This window comes from Psychrobacillus sp. INOP01 (assembly GCF_018140925.1).
Taxonomy (GTDB): domain Bacteria; phylum Bacillota; class Bacilli; order Bacillales_A; family Planococcaceae; genus Psychrobacillus.
This window is the reverse complement of sequence record NZ_CP073315.1, coordinates 1,989,473-2,009,497: the sequence shown is the minus strand read 5'-3', so window position 1 is coordinate 2,009,497 and position 20,025 is coordinate 1,989,473. Positions and strand designations below refer to the sequence as shown.

Here is a 20,025-nt window from a genome sequence, read left to right as displayed (position 1 = left end):
GGGAGTGATAGCTATGGTTAGCCTCATAGATACGGATTTAGTGGCGTTACAGGAAATGAGAACTGCCGTCAAAAGTGCAAAAGCAGCCCAACAGGTATATATGAAGTTTTCTCAGGATCAGGTCGATCAAGTTGTAAAGGCCGTGGCAAATGCTGCTTTTGCTGAGTCGGAAAGACTCGGGAAATTGGCTGTGGAAGAGACTGGTATGGGAGTTGCAGAGCATAAAAAGATAAAAAATGAAGTCGGTTCTCGTGATGTATATGAAAGTATTAAAGATTTAAAAACAGTCGGTATTGTGGGGGAAGATAAAGCAAATAAAGTAATGGAGATTGCAGTACCATTTGGAATTGTAGCTGGAATTATCCCAACTACGAATCCGACATCCACTGCATTTTTTAAAACGTTGATTGCTTTGAAAACAAGAAATGCAATTGTTGTCAGTCCACATCCTTATGCAGTTAGGTGTACTCAAGAAGCATTGCGGGTGTGCGAGGAAGCAGCCGTAACAGCAGGTGCTCCTAGAGGTCTAATTCAATGCTTGACGATGGCTTCCATGGAAGCAACGCAGCAATTGATGAAACATCCTGATATTAACCTTATTTTGGCTACAGGAGGAGGGGCATTAGTAAAAGCGGCATACAGCTCTGGAAAACCAGCTTACGGAGTTGGACCAGGGAACGTTCCAGTGTATATCGAACGCACTGCAAAAATTGAAACAGCTGTAGAGAATATCGTCAATAGTAAGTCCTTTGACTATGGCACTATTTGCGCGACTGAACAGTCCATTGTAGTGGATCGAAATGTTGCAGAGTTAGTGACAAGAGCGCTTAAGAAAAACGGTGCTTATATATTGTCAGATGAGGAAAAGCAAGTGATGGAAAAAGTAATTTCACCAGTTCCGGGGAAGGTGAACCCGAAGATTGTTGGAAAAAGCCCTCAAACAATCGCCAAGCTTGCAGGTATTTCATTGCCAACTGATACACGTATTATTGTTGGATTAGAAACGAAGGTAGGCAAAGAGGTACCATTTTCACTTGAAAAATTATCACCAATATTTGCGATGTATATAGCTTCAGATATTGATCATGCAAAAGAGATTTGTTTGTCTCTTTTAGAACTTGGAGGGATGGGGCATAGTCTTTCCATTCATACAGAGACAGATGCAGTAGCTCGTGAGTTTGCACTAGAGATGCCGGTTTCTCGAATTCTAGTCAATACGATGTCTTCAGTAGGAGCAGTAGGTGGAACTACAGGTTTAATGCCATCCATGACCTTGGGGTGCGGTACATTTGGCGGAAACATAACTTCCGACAATGTCACTGCTAAGCATCTTTTGAATATTAAAAGGATGGCTTACGGTATAAAAGAAGTAAATCTCACCACATCTAAAATTATGCCAAGTAAGACAAACAATAGTTCAGGTGATGTAACAGATCAAGTGGTAGAAAGTGTATTGCAGTCATTGGGCTCTAGTGACAAAGTTAATCCCCAAGTAGTGAAGGATCTAGTCAGTGAAATAGTAAACAAATTATCTAAATAACCTATTAGGAGGAAACAAATATGTCAAGAGAAGGTACAGCTTTAGGAATGGTAGAAACAAAAGGATTGGTAGGAGCAATTGAAGCGGCAGATGCAATGGTAAAGGCTGCTAGTGTAAATTTAGTCGGAAAAGTCCATGTAGGTGGGGGTATCGTAACTGTACTAGTTAGAGGAGATGTAGGTGCTGTAAAAGCAGCAACAGATGCAGGCGCGGCGGCAGCGCAAAGAGTAGGAGAATTATTATCTGTTCATGTTATTCCAAGACCTCATAACGAATTAGAAATGATTTTGCCTAAATTAGAAAACTAATAAGAGGTTTACAGGAAAGGCGGTCTCAATATGAATCAGCAATTGATTGAAAAAATTGTTGGGGAAGTTTTAGACCAACTTGGAAAAGTTGAAGCAGTACCTCCAAACGATTTAATCCCAATCGCTGTTTCTGCCCGTCACGTACATTTGTCATCACATCATGTGGAAGTCCTATTTGGTAAAGGGTATGAGCTAACTATAAGAGCGGAGCTTTCCCAACCTGGTCAATTCGCTTCCAATGAAACAGTTGTCATTGCCGGGCCAACAGGAAGTATCGAACGAGTTCGAGTTCTTGGCCCTGCACGTTCAATGACGCAAGCAGAGGTAAGTTGGACAGATGCAATGAAGTTGGGAGTGGATCCTCCACTCCGTGAATCAGGAGATATTGGAGGATCAGGAGCTTTTACGATAATTGGACCTAGAGGAAGCCTTTTTCTAGAGGAAGGTCTCATTATTGCGCAGGCACATATTCATATGGCACCTAAGGATGCAGCCCGTTTTGGTGTACAAAATGGAGACTACGTAACAGTAGAAACAAATGGAATTAGACCAGTCTCATATCGCCAAGTAAAAATCCGTGTTTCCGAAAGATACCGTTTAGAAATGCATATTGATACGGATGAGGCTAATGCAGGTCTTATATCAAAAGGTACAACTGGACATTTGATGAAGTCTGAAGTGAATTCGGTGAAAGTACAACTGGAAGCTCCGGGAATTATAACGAAAAGTAAGGCAGATTCCTCTTTGGTATATTCCAAAAAATTACTCTCTCAAGATGATGTGAAAGAATTGAAAGTACAAGAAATTATAATTGAAAAAGGAACCATTATCACTGCGCTTGCAAGGGATAAGGCAAGAGAACTTGGGATATCCTTTTCATTTAGAAAATAGAAATAGGTGATGATAGCATGCAACTGGGAAAAGTTATCGGAAATGTTTGGGCTACTCGCAAAGAAGAAGGGCTACAAGGGTTAAAACTACTCATTGTCCAGCCGGTAGATGTACAAGGAAAACCGGTGAGAACACAGTTTGTTGCAGCTGATAGAATCGGAGCAGGTATTGGAGACGATGTTCTTGTTACGAGTGGAGGATCATCCCGTTATATTATGCGAGAGAATCCAATTCCGATTGATGCAGTAATCATCGGTATTATTGATTCGACAGAAGTAGAAAGAGGTGAAAACAATGAGTCAAGCAATAGGAATGATTGAAACAATGGGATTAGTTGGTTCCATTGAAGCAGCAGATGCCATGATTAAGTCCGCCAATGTGACATTGATTAAACAAGAGATGATAGATGGTGGAATTGTAACTGTGATTGTTCAGGGAGACGTTGGAGCTGTTCAAGCTGCAGTAGACGCTGGGCAAGATGCAGCCAAAAGAGTAGGACAATTATTAGGAGCTCATGTTATTCCACGCCCTGACCAAAGTGTTTACGATATGATTGAACCTCTAGACTACAACAAACATGTAGAATCAGAACAACCAACAAAAGCATTACGCACTAAAGCAGTGAAACCTGAAGTACCTCCGTCAACTGATTCATAAGCATCGGAAAGGGTGAAAATACTTGGCTTTTCGAAGAAATAAAATTGCTGTAATTGGCGCTGGTTATACTGGCGCAACCGTAGCATTAATGGCCGCACAAAAAGAGTTAGGAGACATCGTGCTTGTAGATATCCCAGAGCTAGAAAACCCTGTCAAAGGAAAAGCACTTGATATATTGGAAACGGGACCAGTTCAGCGTTTTAATTCGAAGATTATTGGGACTTCGAATTATGAAGATATAAAAGACGCTGACATGGTCATTATTACAGCTGGAATTGCTAGAAAACCAGGCATGAGTAGAGATGATCTTGTAAGTACAAATGCAAAAATTATGCGAGCTGTCTCGGAGCAAGTGAAGAAACACGCGCCGAATAGCTATATTCTCATACTAAGTAATCCAGTAGACGCGATGACATACGTTTGTTATAAGACAACTGGATTTCCCAAAAATAGAGTGATTGGTCAGTCAGGAGTTTTAGATACTGCGCGATTTAATACATTTGTTGCGGAGGAACTAAATATTTCGGTGGAAGATATATCAGGGTTTGTATTAGGTGGCCATGGTGATGATATGGTCCCACTGGTTCGTTATTCCTATGCAGGAGGAATCCCTTTAGAAAAGATTATTTCTAAAGATAGATTAGCTGCAATAGTTGAACGAACCAGAAAAGGGGGAGGCGAAATTGTTTCTCTTCTTGGTAATGGGAGTGCCTATTATGCCCCGGCGGCAGCACTGGTAGAAATGGCTGAGGCGATTATTCGAGACAAAAAACGAATACTACCCTCTATCGCTTACTTAGAGGGTGAATACGGATATAATAATTTGTATTTGGGCGTACCGACGGTAATTGGAGGAGATGGGATAGAAAGTATTATTGAACTTCCATTAACAAATGAAGAGAAACTTGCTTTAGATAAATCAGTTGAATCTGTTCAATCAGTACTAGAAATATGCAACATTTAAAAGCATTCCTATAGCAGGGAATGCTTTTTTGAAACCATCTTATCTTTTTGTTCGTAAAGATGAATGAAAGGGTGTTGGATTTGAAGCATATTTACGAAAAAACAGCTAAATATACAAAGTTTGGATCGATACTTTTAGTAGGAATATACATAGTGTTACTTATTGTTTTTAGAGATGTCATGTGGAAGGACTTTGAAAATCACTTTGCCGTTGGTTTTACGTTATTTGTTTTGTATAGCTCTTCTTTTTTCTTTCAACATGCATCGGAAAAGTTACCTGACGAGAAGAAAGTAGATAGCAACTATTACTCGGCTGATTTTCCGGTTCAAGAACTTAATTTCCAACGGGATGTCTCACTAATCCCTCAAACATATTTAGTATCCAGTACGGGTGAACGATTATATAGTATTGAGCCTTCAAAAGACCAGCCCGTTCGCCGGAAATTGTCAGCAATAACTATTTTTAAAGCTGGGATGTTTTTTCCGATTACGTATGATCTGAAAACAATGGACAAGAGGTTAGTTTGTACATTTACGATTCACAATAAGCTCAAATTTATACAAATGAAGGTACACGACCATATTCATACTCATGTAACCACTATTGTTATGCCGCCAATGTCTCTAAAAAATAGAGCTATTATATTTGATGCCAATAATGAAAAGTTGCTTCAAATGGAAGCGAAAAGTATGTATGGAGATATTGACGTCAATGATTTAAATGGCAACCGGTTAGCGACCTATCGCTTCGGGATATTTCCTTATGCTACGCATCCTGCCTTTGAAGTGCAGGCGATGAATGTTCATATATCGCTTGCCCATAATTTGCCGCATACAGAAAGACTTACTTTTACAGCGTTGTTTTACTACTGGACAGCCAGTCAATAAAAAACGAGCAAGTTCATATAGAACTTGCTCGTTTTTTATATTAATTTTTAAACAAGTTAAACCATCCCTTGTATTTGAACCAACCAAGCATGGAAAAAGCAATGAGAACCATAGCACCAAGTACCACAAAATAACCGTATTTCCACTCAAGCTCAGGCATGTTCGCAAAGTTCATGCCATATACCCCAACGATGAATGTTAGTGGGATGAAAACGGTTGATACAATCGTTAAGATCATCATAATACGGTTCATCCGACTAGAGTTTATCGACATATGACTATCCCGGATATCAGCGGTAAGCTCCCGATTAGATTCAATCATTTCCGTCAGTCGTATTAAATGATCGTAAATGTCTGCAAAATAGGTGTGTTCGGTTTGTTGTAAATTCATTCGTTCTGAATTTAATATTCGATAAAGTAAATCTCTCATAGGAATAACTGTACGTCTTAAACGTAACAAATCTCCTCGAAGATCAAACACCAAATCCATAGAAAAATGGCGCATATCATAAGTGAGTTTGTCTTCTACAGCATTTAAATAGTCTTCAATTTTGTAGACAATTGGAAAATAGCCATCCACCACTTGATCGATAATATGGTAGGTTGCATGGATAGCACCTCTACCCCAGCCTTGTGGATTCTGTCTAATACGCTCTCGTGCTTGCTCCATTTCATGCATTGGATGGAAATGAAATGACACTACATAATCCTGACCAACAAATATGTCTAACTCTTCTGCCTCTAATGTTTCCTCGTTAAACGTATGTAAAACAAGGAAGTTGTATCCTTCATAATAATCCACCTTAGGGCGTTGCAGTCTTTGTAGGCAGTCTTCAATAGCGAGTGGATGAAAATGAAAAAAAGAACTAAGTATAAGTTCCTCTTCCTTGGAGGGTTCTCCAATATCAATCCAATACCATTCAAACTTATTTTGTTTTATATCTTCTAAAGGAAAGTCACTTACTATTTCATGATCAGTCGTTATACCAATCGTTCGAATCATTGGAATCACTCACTTTCATCACAATCTCTTTTCTTATTATCTCATAGTCTCCCTGTTATAATGAATCTAAAACAAAGGAGAGGTAGTATGGAAAAGAAAAATTATGAAGCTTTGATCCCTAATCGCATATTTGTAGGAGGTGTAGATGGTGTCGAACCTTTATTAGCAAATGAGCATATAGATGTTATTTTCGATTTAAGGGTTTCGTCTAACAATCATCCTGCAGAAGATTTAAAGGTGCATCAACCAATTTTGGATGGACAAAATCAACAGGATGACTCTATAAGAGCTGCTGTTCATGAGGTCGTTCAAGCATATAATGAAGGCAAAAATATCTACTTTCACTGCACTTCGGGAGGGGGAAGAGCGGGGACAATGGCAGTTGCTACTCTGATGGAATTAAATCTAGCAGAAACAGTAGAGGAAGCTGAGGAAAACGCCAAAGCAATCCGATCAAAGATAAACCTTAAAGAAGACCAGCGAGAGTCTCTGAAAAGAATATATTCTAAATAAATTGAAAATTACTATTGACTTCTATAATTTCTATTCGTATACTAGGCATTAATCAAATAAAACAACTTTCTTATCAAGAGAGGTGGAGGGACTTGGCCCTATGATACCTCAGCAACAGGCGATTAATTTTGCACTGTGCTAATTCCAGAAGCGTTAGCTTGAAGATAAGAAGAGAATAATCACTGGTGACGTGTAAACCTCTTCTTGTTTCTAAGAAGGGGTTTTATTTGATTTTAACTATAAAAATAGGAGGAGAAATCAAGTATGTCATCGGAATTATTAAAAGCTTTCACCACATTAAAAGAAAAGCAGTGGGTAGATTTAACACACACATTCGGAGCTAATTCACCACATTTTTCAGCTTTTAAGGCAGCTGAAATAACTACATTGTTTAATCATGACGATGGATTTTTTGCACAAAGCTTTCAATTTGCAGGACAATACGGCACGCACATTGATGCACCTATTCATTTTGTGAGAGATACGCGTTATTTAGAAGAACTCGAATTGAAAGAACTCGTATTACCATTAGTCGTCATTGATCAGTCAAAAGAAGCGGCCGAAAATAATGATTTTACTTTATCCGTGGAGGATATTTTCACATTTGAAAAAGCAAACGGAAAAATCGAAGAAGGCTCATTTGTCGCACTTCGAACCGATTGGAGTAAACGTTGGCCTGACGAAAAAGCATTTAACAATAAAGATACAGATGGTAATAACCATGCTCCAGGTTGGGGATTAGAAGCATTAAAGTTTTTATTTCAAGAAAGAAAGGTTAAGGCTATAGGACATGAAACATTTGACACTGACTCAAGTGTGGATTATCTAAAAAATGGTGCGTTACACGGCGAATATTATGTGCTTGAACAAGATACTTACCAAATAGAGTTATTAACGAACTTAGATAAGCTCCCTGCAAAAGGAGCTATTATATTCAATATCGTTCCGAAGCCAGAAAAAGCCTCTGGATTCCCAGTTCGATCATTTGCGATTTTACCATAAAAGGAGAGAGATAAAATGACAGTTAAAACAGCTATTCAGGCACCATTCAGAGCGGATCATGTAGGTAGTTTGTTAAGACCAGAAAGTTTACTGACAGCAAGAAGAGAGTATAAAGCGGGAACGATTACAAGAGAACAATTAAAAGCTGTAGAAACTAAAGAAATAGGGAGGATCGTTGATAAGCAAATTGAGGTGGGTCTAGAGCTTGTGACAGATGGAGAATTTCGTCGTGACTGGTGGCATTTAGACTTCTTAGAACAACTGATTGGTTTTGAAGGATATGTACCTGAAAAAGGATATAAATTTGAGGGGATAGAAACAGAGAAATATGAAGTTCGCAATATCGGCAAAATCGCTTTCAACCCAGAACATCCATTTATCCAAGACTTTATTGATTTCAATGAGATTGTAGCTGGTCGTGCAGTTGCCAAACAAACTATTCCAAGTCCAAACCAATTGTTCCATCCTGGAATCCGAGATGAAAATATCTACCCAGATGTAGAAGACTTTGCAAAGGATGTAGTCGCGGCTTATCAAGAAACCATACAAGCCTTTTATGAGGCAGGAGTTAGATATTTACAAATCGATGATGTTTATATTGCAGGTCTGTCTTCCCCAGACATTCCGTATAAAGAAGGGGAAAGAGAATACTTAATCGATCTTGCTCTACGTGTCGTTAACGGAATTCTAGAAAATAAACCAGAAGACTTAGTAGTTACGACACATCTATGCCGCGGAAACTATCAATCCACTTGGGCTTTCGGTGGAAGCTATGCTTTAATAGCATCAACTTTGTTTGCAAAAGAAAAAGTGGATGGATTCTTCTTGGAATATGACGATGACCGTTCTGGCGATTTTCAACCACTTGCACATATTCCAAACGGAGGGGCAAAAGTAGTGCTAGGTATTTTCACCTCTAAAACTGGTGAATTAGAAAACAAAGAAAACATTCTTGCTCGTATTGAGGAGGCAACTCAATATGTTCCGCTTGAGCAGTTAAGTATCAGCCCACAATGCGGCTTTGCTTCTACACATCATGGTAATAAGCTAACAGAAGATCAACAATGGGAAAAACTAAAATACATCGTTGATATTTCTAAAGAAATCTGGGGTTAAAACTGTGTAACATCTCGACTACTTTCTACTCATTTGTAGAAGCCTGTAGACGAGTTAAATATAACTTTCTTTCTCGCATCTCATTTGATAATGGGGAAGAAAGTATTTAATTACAAAGTAATAAGATAATAACTAAAATGCCAAGGGAATAAAAGAACCCTTGGCATTTTAGTTATTTTTTTATTTTCATTATTTTTGCTTCTGCTTTTAAGGCCTTCAAAAGCGAAATAATCATTAGCAGCATAACAAATGAAAATGGTAAGGCGGCAATAATAATTGTATTTTGCAATGCATCTAATCCATTAACGGATAATAATATAATTGCGATAACAGATAATGTGATTCCCCAAACGAGCTTCACTTTGTTCGGCGGTGTTAATGATCCATGTGTTGACTGCATACCGAGAACAAAAGTGGCAGAATCTGCTGAAGTGATGAAAAAGGAAGCAATCAATATGACAGCAAAAACAGAAATAAATGTGGAGAGAGGCATCAAGTTGAACATTTCAAAAATAGTCAATTCAGTAGATGCTTGTGCTAAGTCGGCAATCCCTCTCTTTTGAAAGTCAATAGCTGTCGTACCAAAAGCCGAAAACCAAAATGCTCCTAGTAAAGTAGGCGCTACAAGAACACCAGTAACAAACTCACGTATCGTGCGACCTTTAGATACTCGAGCTATGAACATGCTTACAAATGGTGCCCAAGAAATCCACCAGGCCCAATAGAAGATCGTCCAATTGTCGAGCCATTCTCGGTTGTGGTCATTTAATGGAGATGTGCGGAAACTCATTTGTACAATATTTCCTAAATAGCCACCAAAAGAATCAGTAAACATATCGAAAATAAGCAAGGTAGGTCCCAGAATAATGACAAAACCAAGTAAAGCAAGAGCTAATATTAAATTTATGTTGGATAAATATTTTATTCCTTTACTTAGTCCTGACCAAGCAGATGCTACGAATAGAACAGTGACAACCGCTATAATAATAATTTGAGATGTGATCCCAATTTTGAAGTCGAATAAGTAATTTAAGCCGGCGTTAATTTGAACGGCACCGAAGCCAAGAGAAGTAGCAACTCCAAATGCTGTAGCAAAGACAGCGAGTACATCTACGAGAGTACCCCATGGCCCTTCCATCTTTTTGCCGAAAATAGGTTTCAATGTTGAGGAGATTAAGCCAGGTTCTCCCTTGCGAAATTGGAAGAATGCAAGAGATAGCGCAACAACCCCATACATAGCCCAAACATGGAACCCCCAGTGGAAGAAAGCTTGACGAAGTGATTCTTTAAAAGCTGCACTAGTATTTGGCTCTGCTGTCGCAGGATCGATGGCATAATGTGATAATGGTTCAGCTGCCCCATAAAAGACAAGCCCAATTCCCATTCCAGCAGAAAATAGCATAGCAATCCAAGTAACAGTTGAAAACTGTGGACGATCTGAATCTTTTCCAAGTCGGATTTTCCCATATGGACTAACTATGAAGAAAATGCTTAATGCTAACATAAACGTCATAAGCAACATGTAGTACCAGCCAAATGACGAAGCAACAAAAGTTTTAATAGTTGTGGTAATAGCTTCAAAACTTTCGGGTGCTAAAGCCCCGTATCCGACTGCTAAAACTATTAAACCCATTGTAATATAAAATACCTTTGATAATTTTTTCATGTTTCCCCCTACATATTTAAAGTTAAACCGTTAACTATACTAATAAAATATTATTGAATCAACCAATACACTTATCCTTAGTTCCTTTAAGTATTTCCATTTTAGTCGATATTGAAACTTCCATTTCTTAATGAAAGCTTCGAAAGCTATTTTTATTATTTTTTTTTAATGGTGATGTTTGTCTAGTTTGCTTCCTGTGCGCTTGCATTTACTAATAGTAGTGCAAGAAGGAGGTGAATTAACAATGAATCAACATCGTCAACCCTGTTCCTGTAATTCCTGTCACCAAACGCAGTGGCATCAACCAGCTGCGCAACCAGTTGTTTGTCCCCCGCAATACCGAGTGCGTGATTCATTCTTACCAAGAATGCAGCCTGTTATCCATCCAATTGTAAATGTGAATAGAGAGCATATCGTAAACGTCCCTCAGCACTTTTATACAGTGACTAATCAAAATGTAATGGCACCTGGAAGCCAACAAGCATTTCCAATGCAACAAGGAATGTTTCCACAACAATCATTTGGTCAGCCATTTGGACAACAACAATACGGACAGCAACAGTTCTTCCCAGGTCAGAATAGATAATTCATCGATATTGTAGTTTTCTGTGTTATATAGAAAACACGAGCAAATGCCTTTTACTTAAAAAGTGCATTTGCTTTTTTATCTTATCTAGTTTTACCAAAAGCCTTAGATTTTCTTAATAAAAAAATCTCACATAAAATAGTATCTATGTATTTTGATATATTGTAATTTTCAGTATATTTTGATAGAGTTTATAATTATTTCGGTTTGTAAAAGAAAAATAGAAGGACATGGGGGAATAATATGAAGCTTTTTTTATCGGTTGATATGGAAGGGATAACAGGATTACCAGATTACACGTTTGTAGAGTCTAATAAGCATAATTACGAACGGGCGAGACGTATAATGACCCAAGAAGCAAATGCCATTGTAGAGGGTGCTTTATCAAAAGGTATAAAAGAAGTATTAGTCAATGATAGTCATTCTAAGATGAATAATCTCCTAGTAGAAGAATTACATCCAGATGCTTCCTTAATTACAGGAGATTTTAAGCCCTATTCAATGGTGCATGCACTAGACGAAACGTATTTAGGGGCAGTGTTTGCTGGTTATCATTCAAGAGCTGGACAACCGGGTGTTATGAGTCATTCGATGATTTTTGGAGTTCGTAATATGTACATAAATGATGTGGTTATTGGAGAACTAGGATTAAATGCTTATGTAGCAGGACATTATGGCGTACCCGTTATTATGGTGGCAGGAGACGATGGTGCGTGTAGAGAAGCGCAGACCCTTATACCTGGTGTGGTGACTGCAGTTGTGAAAGAGTCTATTTCTCGATCAGCTGTAAAGACGTTACATCCTTTAAAGTCACAGGCTTTGCTTAGAGAAAAAGTAGTGGAGGCTATAGAAAAACGAGATCAAATAAAGCCTCTAACTCCACCTGAAAACCCGGTATTACGAATTGAATTTGTTAACTACGGTCAAGCGGAGTGGGCGGCTTTAATGCCAGGTTGTGAAATTATAGAAGGGACAACAACGGTTAAGTTTAATGCGAAAGATATATTAGAGGCGTATCGAGCAATGCTTGTTATGGTGGAATTAGCGTTACAAGCTAAGTTCTGTTAGGGGGGATTTTGAATGGCGAAGTATATTATGAAGCGTTTTATCATGATGATTGCAACGATTCTAATCATCGCTACATTGACTTTCGTATTGATGCACTTAATACCAGGTTCTCCATTTGAAGGAGAGCGAACGACTAATCCTACTATTCAGGCAAACTTAGAAAAGTTTTATAAATTAGATGAACCCCTTCACATTCAATATTTAAGTTATTTAAAATCGATTGTCACTTTTGACTTTGGACCATCGATTAAGAAGCCTAATGAATCCGTAAATGAATTGTTGGCACGGGGATTCCCAATTTCCTTTGAACTTGGGATGATTACTATTTTAGTAGCTTTGTTATCAGGAATCATACTAGGTACGATTGCTGCACTTCGGCATAATGGTCTGGTAGATTACTTTGCCATGGCATTTGCGGTAGTTGGTATATCTGTTCCTAACTTCGTACTTGCAACATTACTTATTCAACAGCTTGCTGTGACCTGGGACTTGCTACCAGCGGCAACCTGGTCTAGTCCGTTACATATGATATTGCCGATAATAGCCCTTGCAACGGGACCTACAGCTATCATTGCTCGTTTAACTAGATCTAGTATGTTAGAGGTGCTAACACAGGATTATATTAAAATGGCTCGTGCAAAGGGGTTATCACCGGTAAGGATAATTGTCCGACATGCATTAAGAAATGCACTCATGCCTGTAGTGACCATTCTGGGAACAATGCTTGCTGGTATACTAACAGGAACATTTGTAATCGAGCGTATTTTTGCTATTCCTGGAATGGGCAAATATTTTGTGGAAAGTATTAATAATCGAGATTACCCAGTAATTATGGGAACAACTGTGTTTTATAGTGCATTTTTGGTGTTCATGCTATTCGTTGTAGATATTGTTTACGGATTACTGGACCCACGTATAAAATTACACCGCAAAGAGGGGGATGCTTAATGACAAATCCACAAGACGTAGTGCCCCCACAGCATGTAAAAGACGAATGGTTTCGACCCCTTCTGAAAGAACATGGTAGTGCAGAAACAGTTGTTAGACCCTCACTATCCTATTGGAAGGATGCTTGGCGTCGATTACGGAAAAATAAATTGGCGATGGGCGGATTAATCTTTCTTATTTTATTGATGCTTTTTGCTATATTTGGTCCTATTTTTTCACCATATTCGGTTACAGCTACTGATTATCCCAGCCAAAACCAGTCTCCATCCGCTGCTCATTGGTTTGGTACCGATGAGGCAGGAAGAGATGTATTTACAAGAACCTGGTATGGTGCCCGTATTTCCATATTTGTTGGAGTTATGGCAGCACTTATTGATTTCTTCATTGGCATTATTTACGGCGGTATTAGTGGTTATAAAGGTGGTCGTACGGATTCCATCATGATGCGTATAGTAGAAGTACTTTATGGATTACCCCATTTGTTAGTTGTTATTTTATTGATGGTTATCATGGGCGCAAGTTTAACTACCATCATAGTAGCTCTAACAGTCACTGGATGGGTAGGGATGGCACGAATTGTTCGGGGACAGGTATTACAAATAAAAAACTATGAGTTCGTAACAGCATCCAAATCGTTTGGTGCCAAGAGCTCTAGAATTATCCGGAAAAATTTATTACCAAATACGATGGGGCCGATTATAGTTCAGATGACACTTACAGTTCCGAGTGCTATTTTTGCAGAAGCATTTCTAAGTTTTTTAGGCTTAGGGATTGCAGCCCCATTTGCGAGTTGGGGTGTAATGGCAAATGATGCGCTTCCTGTTATTTTATCCGGTCATTGGTGGCGTTTATTCTTCCCTGCATTGTTTATTTCTTTAACAATGTTTGCCTTTAATGTGCTAGGGGATGGACTGCAGGATGCGCTAGATCCGAAGCTTAGGAGGTAGATTGGATGAATGAACATCAGTTAGATCTTACAAAGGAACAAATAAAAGAGCGAGTTGATGAAGTAGATAAATCATCTCTTCGGGTGGGTACCTCTGGAGTGCAAAGGAATAGAAGGAAAACAAAGAAGGTTAGGTCAGATGTAAAAGTACTTCAGGTGAATAATCTTCAAGTTTCTTTTCGAACGTATGGTGGAGAGGTTGAAGCAGTTAGAGGTGTTAGTTTCGATCTTCATCAAGGGGAAACACTTGCAATAGTAGGTGAATCAGGGTGTGGGAAAAGCGTTACTTCTAATGCCATTATGGGTTTAATACCACAGCCTGCTGGAATTATTAAGAATGGCCGTGTCCTTTTTAAAGGGAAAGAGTTGACAGGTATGTCGAAGCCCCAACTGCGGAAAATTCAAGGAGTTGATATATCCATGATTTTCCAAGACCCAATGACAGCACTAAACCCAACGCTCACGATCGGGGAGCAGTTAACGGAAGGACTTCGAACGCATAAAAAAGTAAGTAAACAGGAAGCAAAGAGGAAAGCGATAGAAATGTTGGAACTAGTAGGAATACCCAATCCAACAGAGCGTTTAAAGCAATTTCCACACCAATTTTCTGGAGGAATGCGTCAACGAATCGTGATTGCAATTGCGCTCATTTGTGAACCCGAGCTATTAATCGCGGATGAACCGACAACGGCACTGGATGTAACGATCCAAGCACAAATTTTGGAGCTTTTTGAGGAGATTCAACAGAAAACGGATATTTCGATTATTTTAATTACTCATGATTTAGGAGTTGTTGCAAAAATAGCTGATCGAATAGCCGTAATGTATGCCGGAAAAATAGTGGAAATTGGAGACAAGCGTGCGATATTTTACACACCAGAGCATCCATATACGAAAGGGCTTTTGAATTCAGTTCCTCGTCTGGATTTGGTCGAGGAAGAGCTACAACCAATTGAAGGAACACCACCAGATTTGTTTTCGCCACCGAAAGGGTGCCCTTTCACTGCGAGATGTCCTTATGCGATGGAAGTATGCGATCATGTATATCCTTTTACGACAACAATATCTGAATCACATGCGGTTGACTGCTGGCTTCAAGACGAACGTGCAAAATTATTACAAGAGTTATCTTGAATAGGATGAGCGCGCGTAAGTGCATTCACATATATATTACAAAGGGGGAACTAAGATGAAGAAATGGCTATCATTATTTGTAGTAGCGTTATTTGTCCTTGTGTTAAGTGCTTGTACAGCCACGAAAGATGCGGGTGAAACACCGGAAACTAATACAGGTAACGAAGGGGAAGAGAAGGAAACGGTAGTAGAAACTGAAACTGAAACAGAAAAAGTACTCAAATTAAATAATGGAAATGAACCAACATCATTTGATCCATCTGTAGGATTTGATGCGGTTTCTTGGAATGCATTAAATAATCTAATGGAAGGACTTGTACGTCTTTCAAAGGACCATGTGGCAGAACCTGCAACAGCTGAAAAAATTGATGTAACAGAAGATGGTCTAACGTATACATTTACAATTCGCGACGATGCAAAATGGTCTAATGGAGAGCCTGTGTTAGCAAGTGATTTCGTTTATGGATGGTTGCATATGTTAAATCCGGAAACAGCTTCTCCTGCAGCATTTTTAGCGTATTTCATTGATGGAGCTGAAGCCTATAATAGTGGGGAAGGCGCAGCTGAGGACGTTGCTATTAAAGCATTGGAAGAAAAAGTATTCGAAGTGAAGTTGAATGCTCCAACAGAAGCATTCCTAAATATCATTACAAACCCAAGTTTCTTCCCAGTCAATGAGAAAGTTGCGACAGAGAATGCAACTTGGTTTACAGAAGCAGATACATTCGTAGGGAATGGCCCGTTCAAGTTAACAGCATGGGAGCATGATGTAAGCTTTACATTTGCAAAAAATGAAAATTATTGGGATGCGGATACTGTAAAGCTCGATAAAGTAGAATGGGCTATGGTAGACGATTCCAATACTGAATACCAAATGTACGAAACAGGGGATTTAGATGTATCGGGTGTACCAGCGGAGTTGGCTGATCAGTTACTGAATGACCCAGAGCTTAAAAATGAAGACCAAGCGGGATTGTATTTCTACCGTTTCAATGTTTCCCAGGAGCCTTTCACAAATAAAAAAATCCGTCAGGCTTTTGGTTTAGCGGTTGATCAACAAGAAATCGTAGAGTTTGTAACGAAAAATGGTGAAAAACCAGCAGAAGGCTTTATTCCTTACGGATTTGTAGGACCAGATGGTAAAGAATTCAGAGAAACAGCAGGTAAGCTTATAGGTTTTGATGCAGAAAAAGCAAAAACACTTTTAGCAGAAGGTATGGCAGAAGAGGGGTACACAGAGTTACCTGAAGTAACATTAACTTATTCTACAAGTGATACTCATAAGAAAATAGCAGAAGCATTGCAAAGTAAATTTAAAGAAGTATTAGGAGTAGATGTAACGCTACAAAACGTAGAGGCAAGTGTATTTGCGACCGAGCAAAAAGAGTTTAAATACCAATTGTCTCGTTCTTCCTTCTTATTTGACTATGCAGATCCAGTGAATGCATTAGAAAGCTTCATCACAGGTTCCTCTATGAACCGTACGACTTGGTCAAATGCAGAATTTGATAAACTAATTGCCGATATCAAAAAGGAAACAGACGAAGCTAAACGTTGGGAAATGCTTATCCAAGCAGACGCGTTATTAATGGATGAAATGCCTATTTTCCCAGTTCACTATTACAACCAAGTAACACTTGAAAAACCAACAATCTCAGGAATCGTAAGACATCCAGTTGGATATATGGATTTAAAATGGGCTAGCAAAGAATAGCAGCAAGCGATTATAGAAAGACTGCGGTGCCTCTTTTGGTACCGCCCTTTTCTTTCATAGTAACTATGTTAAAATTTGCTGTGAGTTGGTTTATCAAGGCTTTCATCATAAAGGAGAAATTACAAATGAAAATTCGTCCGAAACGATTGCAAAAAGGAGATACTATTGGAATTATTGCTCCTTCCAGTCCACCAAATTTAGAAAACTTAAAGCGTTCTTTTGCTTTTTTAGAGGAGCTTGGCTTGTCTTATAAACTAGGCAAAAGTGTAGATAATGTACATGGTTATTTAGCTGGTACTGATGAGGAACGTTTAGAAGATTTACATGAAATGTTCGCTAACCCGGATATCGCAGGAATTATTTGTGCTGGTGGAGGCTATGGTTCTGCGCGTTATACAGATCAAGTCGATTTTCAATTGATGCATGAGAATCCAAAAGTTTTTTGGGGTTACTCCGATATTACCTTTCTACATACAGGGATGAATCTATATTCCGATATCGTTACCTTTCATGGACCAATGTTAGCCTCGGATGTGGGAAAGGATACATTCTCCGAGCTATCCAAAAAAATGTTTCAGCAGTTGTTTAATCCGATGGAGCTATATTATACCGAAGCAATCTCTCCTTTGACACAAGTTTCTCCCGGAGTCATCAGAGGAGAGCTGACAGGAGGTAATTTATCACTACTAGCTAATGGTGTAGGCACGAAATATGAGGTAAACACAAAAGGAAAACTTCTCTTTATAGAAGATGTGGGGGAAGAGCCTTACAAAGTCGATGGTATGCTTAACCAACTTCGCCAAGCTGGTATTTTAGATGCAGCGGCTGGGTTTGTCATTGGAGATTTTAGTGATGCAGAACCTAAAAAAAGACCGGTTACTTTGTCTTTAGACGAAGTGTTTGATCATTATATTGGTAAATTAGGTAAGCCTGCGGTGAAAGGATTTAAAATAGGACATTGCGAGCCTCATTTTGCAGTTCCGCTTGGAATGGAAGCGGAATTGGATGCGAATAACCTATCTCTAACAATTTTACCTGGAGTGGAATAGGGGGAGAGAAGATTGTATATAAAATCGATTGAAACATTTGATGTCGCGATTCCTCTGACTAAACCTTTTAAAACTGCTTTACGAACAGTGACAACGGCATACTCGGTGTATGTGACTATTACTATGAGTGATGGAATAGTCGGTTATGGAGAGGCTCCACCGACACATGTTATTACTGGAGAGTCGATGGATAGTATCCGATACGCTATTAACGAAATAATAGCTCCTCAGTTAATTGGTATGAACATTTTACAAAGTGAGCAGGTATTTCAGAAACTAAACACAGCGTTAGTTAGAAATACGAGTGCTAAAGCTGCAGTAGACATGGCTATTCATGACATACTTGCTAAATATGCAGGTCTTCCTTTATATCAGTTTTTAGGAGGGTATCGAGATACGCTAGAAACTGATTTTACAGTTAGTGTGAATGACCCTACCGAGATGGCGGACGATGCGGAACGGTATATAAAGGATGGATTTGAAGTTCTAAAGGTCAAGGTAGGTATAGGTGAAATAAAAGATGATATCGAACGTATTCGTACTATTCGAAAACGTGTGGGAATGACGCCAAAGTTAAGACTCGATGCTAACCAAGGGTGGAACGCGAAAGAGGCGGTAAAAGCAATCGGTTTGATGGAGGATGCAGGTCTATCCATCGAATTTGTAGAGCAACCAGTGCCTTCTTGGGATCTAGAAGGGCTAAAGTATGTTACCGATTATACGTATACTCCAATTATGGCGGATGAAAGTGTTTTTTCTGTACAGGATGCTAAACAAGTTCTAAAAATGCGAGCTGCTGATTTGATCAATATAAAGCTAATGAAATCAGGGGGCATTTATCACGCACAAAAAATAAATACACTTGCAGAGGCGAATGGCGTGGAATGTATGGTAGGCAGTATGATTGAAACGAAATTAGGCATTACTGCTGCAGCTCATTTTGCTGCTAGTCAGCCGAATATTCGATATTTCGATTTTGATGCACCTTTGATGCTGGATAATGATTTAATAGTCGGTGGAGTTATCTATGAAAAAAGTAATATGACGTTTTCCAATGAACCAGGATTAGGGATTGTACATGTGAATTTGGATTAGGAGGCTAAAAAATGCCAGTTGAAACGAAAGAATGGGTTTGTGCTGTAAAGGTAGGAACTATTTGGACAGAACCTAATTCTGCTAGAGAGATAGATGACCCAGGGATCTCAAATCCTGTGTTATTGGTGGAATGGCTTGAGGCACTACCATACAAAGAAAGGCTAGCGTTATGTAATGAAAACCGTGTGCAAACGCAAATTCTTTACGGAGAGCCAGTGCTTGTGGAGACGATAGAAGGGGAATGGGCAAAAGTTGTTGCTATTTGGCAGCCCTCCAAAAAAGATAGTCGTGGTTATCCAGGATGGATTCCGCTATCGCAAATACAGCCGGCTGAGCAAGTGGATTTTAAAGGTATTGCTCGAGTTTCGTCTGCAAAAGCTCAGCTATGGGATTTACAGCATAATCCGTTACTCGTTTTACCTTTTAATACTATTCTACCAATAATGTCAGAGGATGAGGTATTTTATACCGTTCATACTCCGCATGGTAAAGCGTTATTATCGAAAACACATGCTCAATTTGCACCTTCTTTGGAGCAGCTTCCAAAGAGATTTGCAGAAGAGGCAGTTGCTTTAGGAGAAAATTATCTAGACTTGCCTTACCTTTGGGGTGGTATGTCTCCATATGGTTATGATTGTTCGGGTTTTTCGTACAATATGTTGAAAGCTTGTGGGTATATAATTCCTAGAGATGCAAGTGACCAAGCAAAAACGGGAGAAGGAATATCTATACAAGATCCTTCTCTTTGGAAAAAGGGAGATTTACTATTTTTTGCAAATGATGAAGGGACTGGACCTGTTAGGCATGTTGGGTTTTATTATGGGAATGGACAGCTTTTGCATTCGCATTCAACTGGGAAAACAGTTGAAATTTTAGTGCTAGCAGGATCTAAGCTAGAAAAGGAAATTTGTGCAGTTAGAAGATATGCCGTTTAGGGG

21 protein-coding genes and 1 riboswitch are annotated in these 20,025 nt (G+C 39.0%); of the genes, 19 read left to right on the top strand and 2 right to left on the bottom strand.

Annotated features, from left to right (window positions below; translation table 11 throughout):
• Window positions 1-13: 13 nt before the first annotated feature.
• The 7 genes from KD050_RS10215 to KD050_RS10185 all read left to right on the top strand — a co-directional run bounded on the left by KD050_RS10215 (window position 14) and on the right by KD050_RS10185 (window position 5,247).
• Window positions 14-1,540: an aldehyde dehydrogenase family protein gene (locus tag KD050_RS10215; protein ID WP_211896024.1), complete on the top strand. Its 1,527-nt coding sequence runs from the start codon at window positions 14-16 to the stop codon at window positions 1,538-1,540.
• Window positions 1,541-1,560: 20 nt separating this feature from the next.
• The gene (locus tag KD050_RS10210; RefSeq protein WP_211896023.1) at window positions 1,561-1,848 is read left to right on the top strand and encodes a BMC domain-containing protein; all 288 of its coding nucleotides are present in this window, start codon (window positions 1,561-1,563) and stop codon (window positions 1,846-1,848) included.
• A gap of 30 nt (window positions 1,849-1,878) precedes the next feature.
• Window positions 1,879-2,739 carry a phosphate propanoyltransferase gene (gene pduL / locus KD050_RS10205; RefSeq protein WP_211896022.1) on the top strand — a complete coding sequence of 287 codons (861 nt, stop codon included), beginning with the start codon at window positions 1,879-1,881 and terminating at the stop codon, window positions 2,737-2,739.
• 17 nt (window positions 2,740-2,756) lie between these two features.
• Complete coding sequence (locus KD050_RS10200) at window positions 2,757-3,059, top strand: EutN/CcmL family microcompartment protein (RefSeq protein ID WP_211896021.1); 303 nt, start codon at window positions 2,757-2,759, stop codon at window positions 3,057-3,059.
• Window positions 3,034-3,396, top strand: coding sequence for a BMC domain-containing protein (locus KD050_RS10195; protein ID WP_211896020.1), 363 nt, complete (start codon window positions 3,034-3,036; stop codon window positions 3,394-3,396). The genes KD050_RS10200 and KD050_RS10195 overlap by 26 nt, the downstream gene beginning before the upstream one ends.
• Window positions 3,397-3,418: 22 nt before the next feature.
• Complete coding sequence (gene mdh, locus KD050_RS10190) at window positions 3,419-4,360, top strand: malate dehydrogenase (RefSeq protein ID WP_211896019.1); 942 nt, start codon at window positions 3,419-3,421, stop codon at window positions 4,358-4,360.
• Between the two features lie 80 nt (window positions 4,361-4,440).
• Window positions 4,441-5,247, top strand: a complete 807-nt coding sequence (locus tag KD050_RS10185) for a hypothetical protein (RefSeq protein ID WP_211896018.1) — start codon at window positions 4,441-4,443, stop codon at window positions 5,245-5,247.
• Between the two features lie 40 nt (window positions 5,248-5,287).
• Here KD050_RS10185 and corA read toward each other — a convergent pair whose 3' ends face one another.
• Window positions 5,288-6,250 carry a magnesium/cobalt transporter CorA gene (gene corA / locus KD050_RS10180; RefSeq protein WP_211896017.1) on the bottom strand — a complete coding sequence of 321 codons (963 nt, stop codon included), beginning with the start codon at window positions 6,248-6,250 and terminating at the stop codon, window positions 5,288-5,290.
• Between the two features lie 87 nt (window positions 6,251-6,337).
• Between corA and KD050_RS10175 the strand changes: the two genes are divergently transcribed.
• From KD050_RS10175 to KD050_RS10165, 3 genes are all read left to right on the top strand, one after another.
• On the top strand, window positions 6,338-6,763 hold the full coding sequence (locus tag KD050_RS10175) for a protein-tyrosine phosphatase family protein (RefSeq protein ID WP_211896016.1): 426 nt from the start codon (window positions 6,338-6,340) through the stop codon (window positions 6,761-6,763).
• A 67-nt stretch (window positions 6,764-6,830) separates the two neighbouring features.
• Window positions 6,831-6,934: riboswitch (SAM riboswitch) on the top strand.
• A 93-nt stretch (window positions 6,935-7,027) separates the two neighbouring features.
• On the top strand, window positions 7,028-7,765 hold the full coding sequence (locus KD050_RS10170; protein WP_211896015.1) for a cyclase family protein: 738 nt from the start codon (window positions 7,028-7,030) through the stop codon (window positions 7,763-7,765).
• A 15-nt stretch (window positions 7,766-7,780) separates the two neighbouring features.
• Window positions 7,781-8,881, top strand: a complete 1,101-nt coding sequence (locus tag KD050_RS10165) for a 5-methyltetrahydropteroyltriglutamate--homocysteine S-methyltransferase (protein ID WP_211896014.1) — start codon at window positions 7,781-7,783, stop codon at window positions 8,879-8,881.
• A 172-nt stretch (window positions 8,882-9,053) separates the two neighbouring features.
• On the opposite strand, the gene KD050_RS10160 is transcribed toward KD050_RS10165, so the two are convergent.
• On the bottom strand, window positions 9,054-10,547 hold the full coding sequence (locus tag KD050_RS10160) for a glycine betaine uptake BCCT transporter (protein WP_211896013.1): 1,494 nt from the start codon (window positions 10,545-10,547) through the stop codon (window positions 9,054-9,056).
• A gap of 244 nt (window positions 10,548-10,791) precedes the next feature.
• Between KD050_RS10160 and KD050_RS10155 the strand changes: the two genes are divergently transcribed.
• The 9 genes from KD050_RS10155 (at window position 10,792) to KD050_RS10115 (ending at window position 20,022) form a co-directional block, all read left to right on the top strand.
• Window positions 10,792-11,133 (top strand): hypothetical protein, encoded by a 342-nt coding sequence (locus KD050_RS10155; RefSeq protein ID WP_211896012.1) that lies wholly within the window; start codon window positions 10,792-10,794, stop codon window positions 11,131-11,133.
• Between the two features lie 243 nt (window positions 11,134-11,376).
• Complete coding sequence (locus tag KD050_RS10150; RefSeq protein ID WP_211896011.1) at window positions 11,377-12,201, top strand: M55 family metallopeptidase; 825 nt, start codon at window positions 11,377-11,379, stop codon at window positions 12,199-12,201.
• Between the two features lie 12 nt (window positions 12,202-12,213).
• A complete protein-coding gene (locus KD050_RS10145; RefSeq protein ID WP_211896010.1) occupies window positions 12,214-13,149 on the top strand; it encodes an ABC transporter permease in 936 nt (311 codons plus the stop codon).
• Window positions 13,149-14,096, top strand: coding sequence for an ABC transporter permease (locus KD050_RS10140; protein ID WP_211896009.1), 948 nt, complete (start codon window positions 13,149-13,151; stop codon window positions 14,094-14,096). The genes KD050_RS10145 and KD050_RS10140 overlap by 1 nt, the downstream gene beginning before the upstream one ends.
• A gap of 5 nt (window positions 14,097-14,101) precedes the next feature.
• Window positions 14,102-15,229 (top strand): ABC transporter ATP-binding protein, encoded by a 1,128-nt coding sequence (locus tag KD050_RS10135; RefSeq protein ID WP_211896008.1) that lies wholly within the window; start codon window positions 14,102-14,104, stop codon window positions 15,227-15,229.
• Between the two features lie 55 nt (window positions 15,230-15,284).
• Window positions 15,285-16,943 carry a peptide ABC transporter substrate-binding protein gene (locus tag KD050_RS10130; protein ID WP_211896007.1) on the top strand — a complete coding sequence of 553 codons (1,659 nt, stop codon included), beginning with the start codon at window positions 15,285-15,287 and terminating at the stop codon, window positions 16,941-16,943.
• Between the two features lie 125 nt (window positions 16,944-17,068).
• Window positions 17,069-17,992: a S66 peptidase family protein gene (locus KD050_RS10125; RefSeq protein ID WP_211896006.1), complete on the top strand. Its 924-nt coding sequence runs from the start codon at window positions 17,069-17,071 to the stop codon at window positions 17,990-17,992.
• Between the two features lie 12 nt (window positions 17,993-18,004).
• Window positions 18,005-19,087 (top strand): dipeptide epimerase, encoded by a 1,083-nt coding sequence (locus tag KD050_RS10120; RefSeq protein ID WP_211896005.1) that lies wholly within the window; start codon window positions 18,005-18,007, stop codon window positions 19,085-19,087.
• Between the two features lie 11 nt (window positions 19,088-19,098).
• On the top strand, window positions 19,099-20,022 hold the full coding sequence (locus KD050_RS10115) for a C40 family peptidase (protein ID WP_211896004.1): 924 nt from the start codon (window positions 19,099-19,101) through the stop codon (window positions 20,020-20,022).
• Window positions 20,023-20,025: the final 3 nt, after the last annotated feature.

Excerpts from the sequence above, each read along its gene's own strand:
- KD050_RS10215 (WP_211896024.1), top strand. The coding sequence starts at position 14 with ATGGTTAGCCTCATAGATACGGATTTAGTGGCGTTACAGGAAATGAGA.
- KD050_RS10210 (WP_211896023.1), top strand. The coding sequence starts at position 1,561 with ATGTCAAGAGAAGGTACAGCTTTAGGAATGGTAGAAACAAAAGGATTG.
- pduL (WP_211896022.1), top strand. The coding sequence starts at position 1,879 with ATGAATCAGCAATTGATTGAAAAAATTGTTGGGGAAGTTTTAGACCAA.
- KD050_RS10200 (WP_211896021.1), top strand. The coding sequence starts at position 2,757 with ATGCAACTGGGAAAAGTTATCGGAAATGTTTGGGCTACTCGCAAAGAA.
- KD050_RS10195 (WP_211896020.1), top strand. The coding sequence starts at position 3,034 with ATGAGTCAAGCAATAGGAATGATTGAAACAATGGGATTAGTTGGTTCC.
- corA (WP_211896017.1), bottom strand. The coding sequence starts at position 6,250 with ATGATTCGAACGATTGGTATAACGACTGATCATGAAATAGTAAGTGAC.
- KD050_RS10175 (WP_211896016.1), top strand. The coding sequence starts at position 6,338 with ATGGAAAAGAAAAATTATGAAGCTTTGATCCCTAATCGCATATTTGTA.
- KD050_RS10170 (WP_211896015.1), top strand. The coding sequence starts at position 7,028 with ATGTCATCGGAATTATTAAAAGCTTTCACCACATTAAAAGAAAAGCAG.
- KD050_RS10165 (WP_211896014.1), top strand. The coding sequence starts at position 7,781 with ATGACAGTTAAAACAGCTATTCAGGCACCATTCAGAGCGGATCATGTA.
- KD050_RS10160 (WP_211896013.1), bottom strand. The coding sequence starts at position 10,547 with ATGAAAAAATTATCAAAGGTATTTTATATTACAATGGGTTTAATAGTT.
- KD050_RS10155 (WP_211896012.1), top strand. The coding sequence starts at position 10,792 with ATGAATCAACATCGTCAACCCTGTTCCTGTAATTCCTGTCACCAAACG.
- KD050_RS10150 (WP_211896011.1), top strand. The coding sequence starts at position 11,377 with ATGAAGCTTTTTTTATCGGTTGATATGGAAGGGATAACAGGATTACCA.
- KD050_RS10145 (WP_211896010.1), top strand. The coding sequence starts at position 12,214 with ATGGCGAAGTATATTATGAAGCGTTTTATCATGATGATTGCAACGATT.
- KD050_RS10140 (WP_211896009.1), top strand. The coding sequence starts at position 13,149 with ATGACAAATCCACAAGACGTAGTGCCCCCACAGCATGTAAAAGACGAA.
- KD050_RS10135 (WP_211896008.1), top strand. The coding sequence starts at position 14,102 with ATGAATGAACATCAGTTAGATCTTACAAAGGAACAAATAAAAGAGCGA.
- KD050_RS10130 (WP_211896007.1), top strand. The coding sequence starts at position 15,285 with ATGAAGAAATGGCTATCATTATTTGTAGTAGCGTTATTTGTCCTTGTG.
- KD050_RS10125 (WP_211896006.1), top strand. The coding sequence starts at position 17,069 with ATGAAAATTCGTCCGAAACGATTGCAAAAAGGAGATACTATTGGAATT.
- KD050_RS10115 (WP_211896004.1), top strand. The coding sequence starts at position 19,099 with ATGCCAGTTGAAACGAAAGAATGGGTTTGTGCTGTAAAGGTAGGAACT.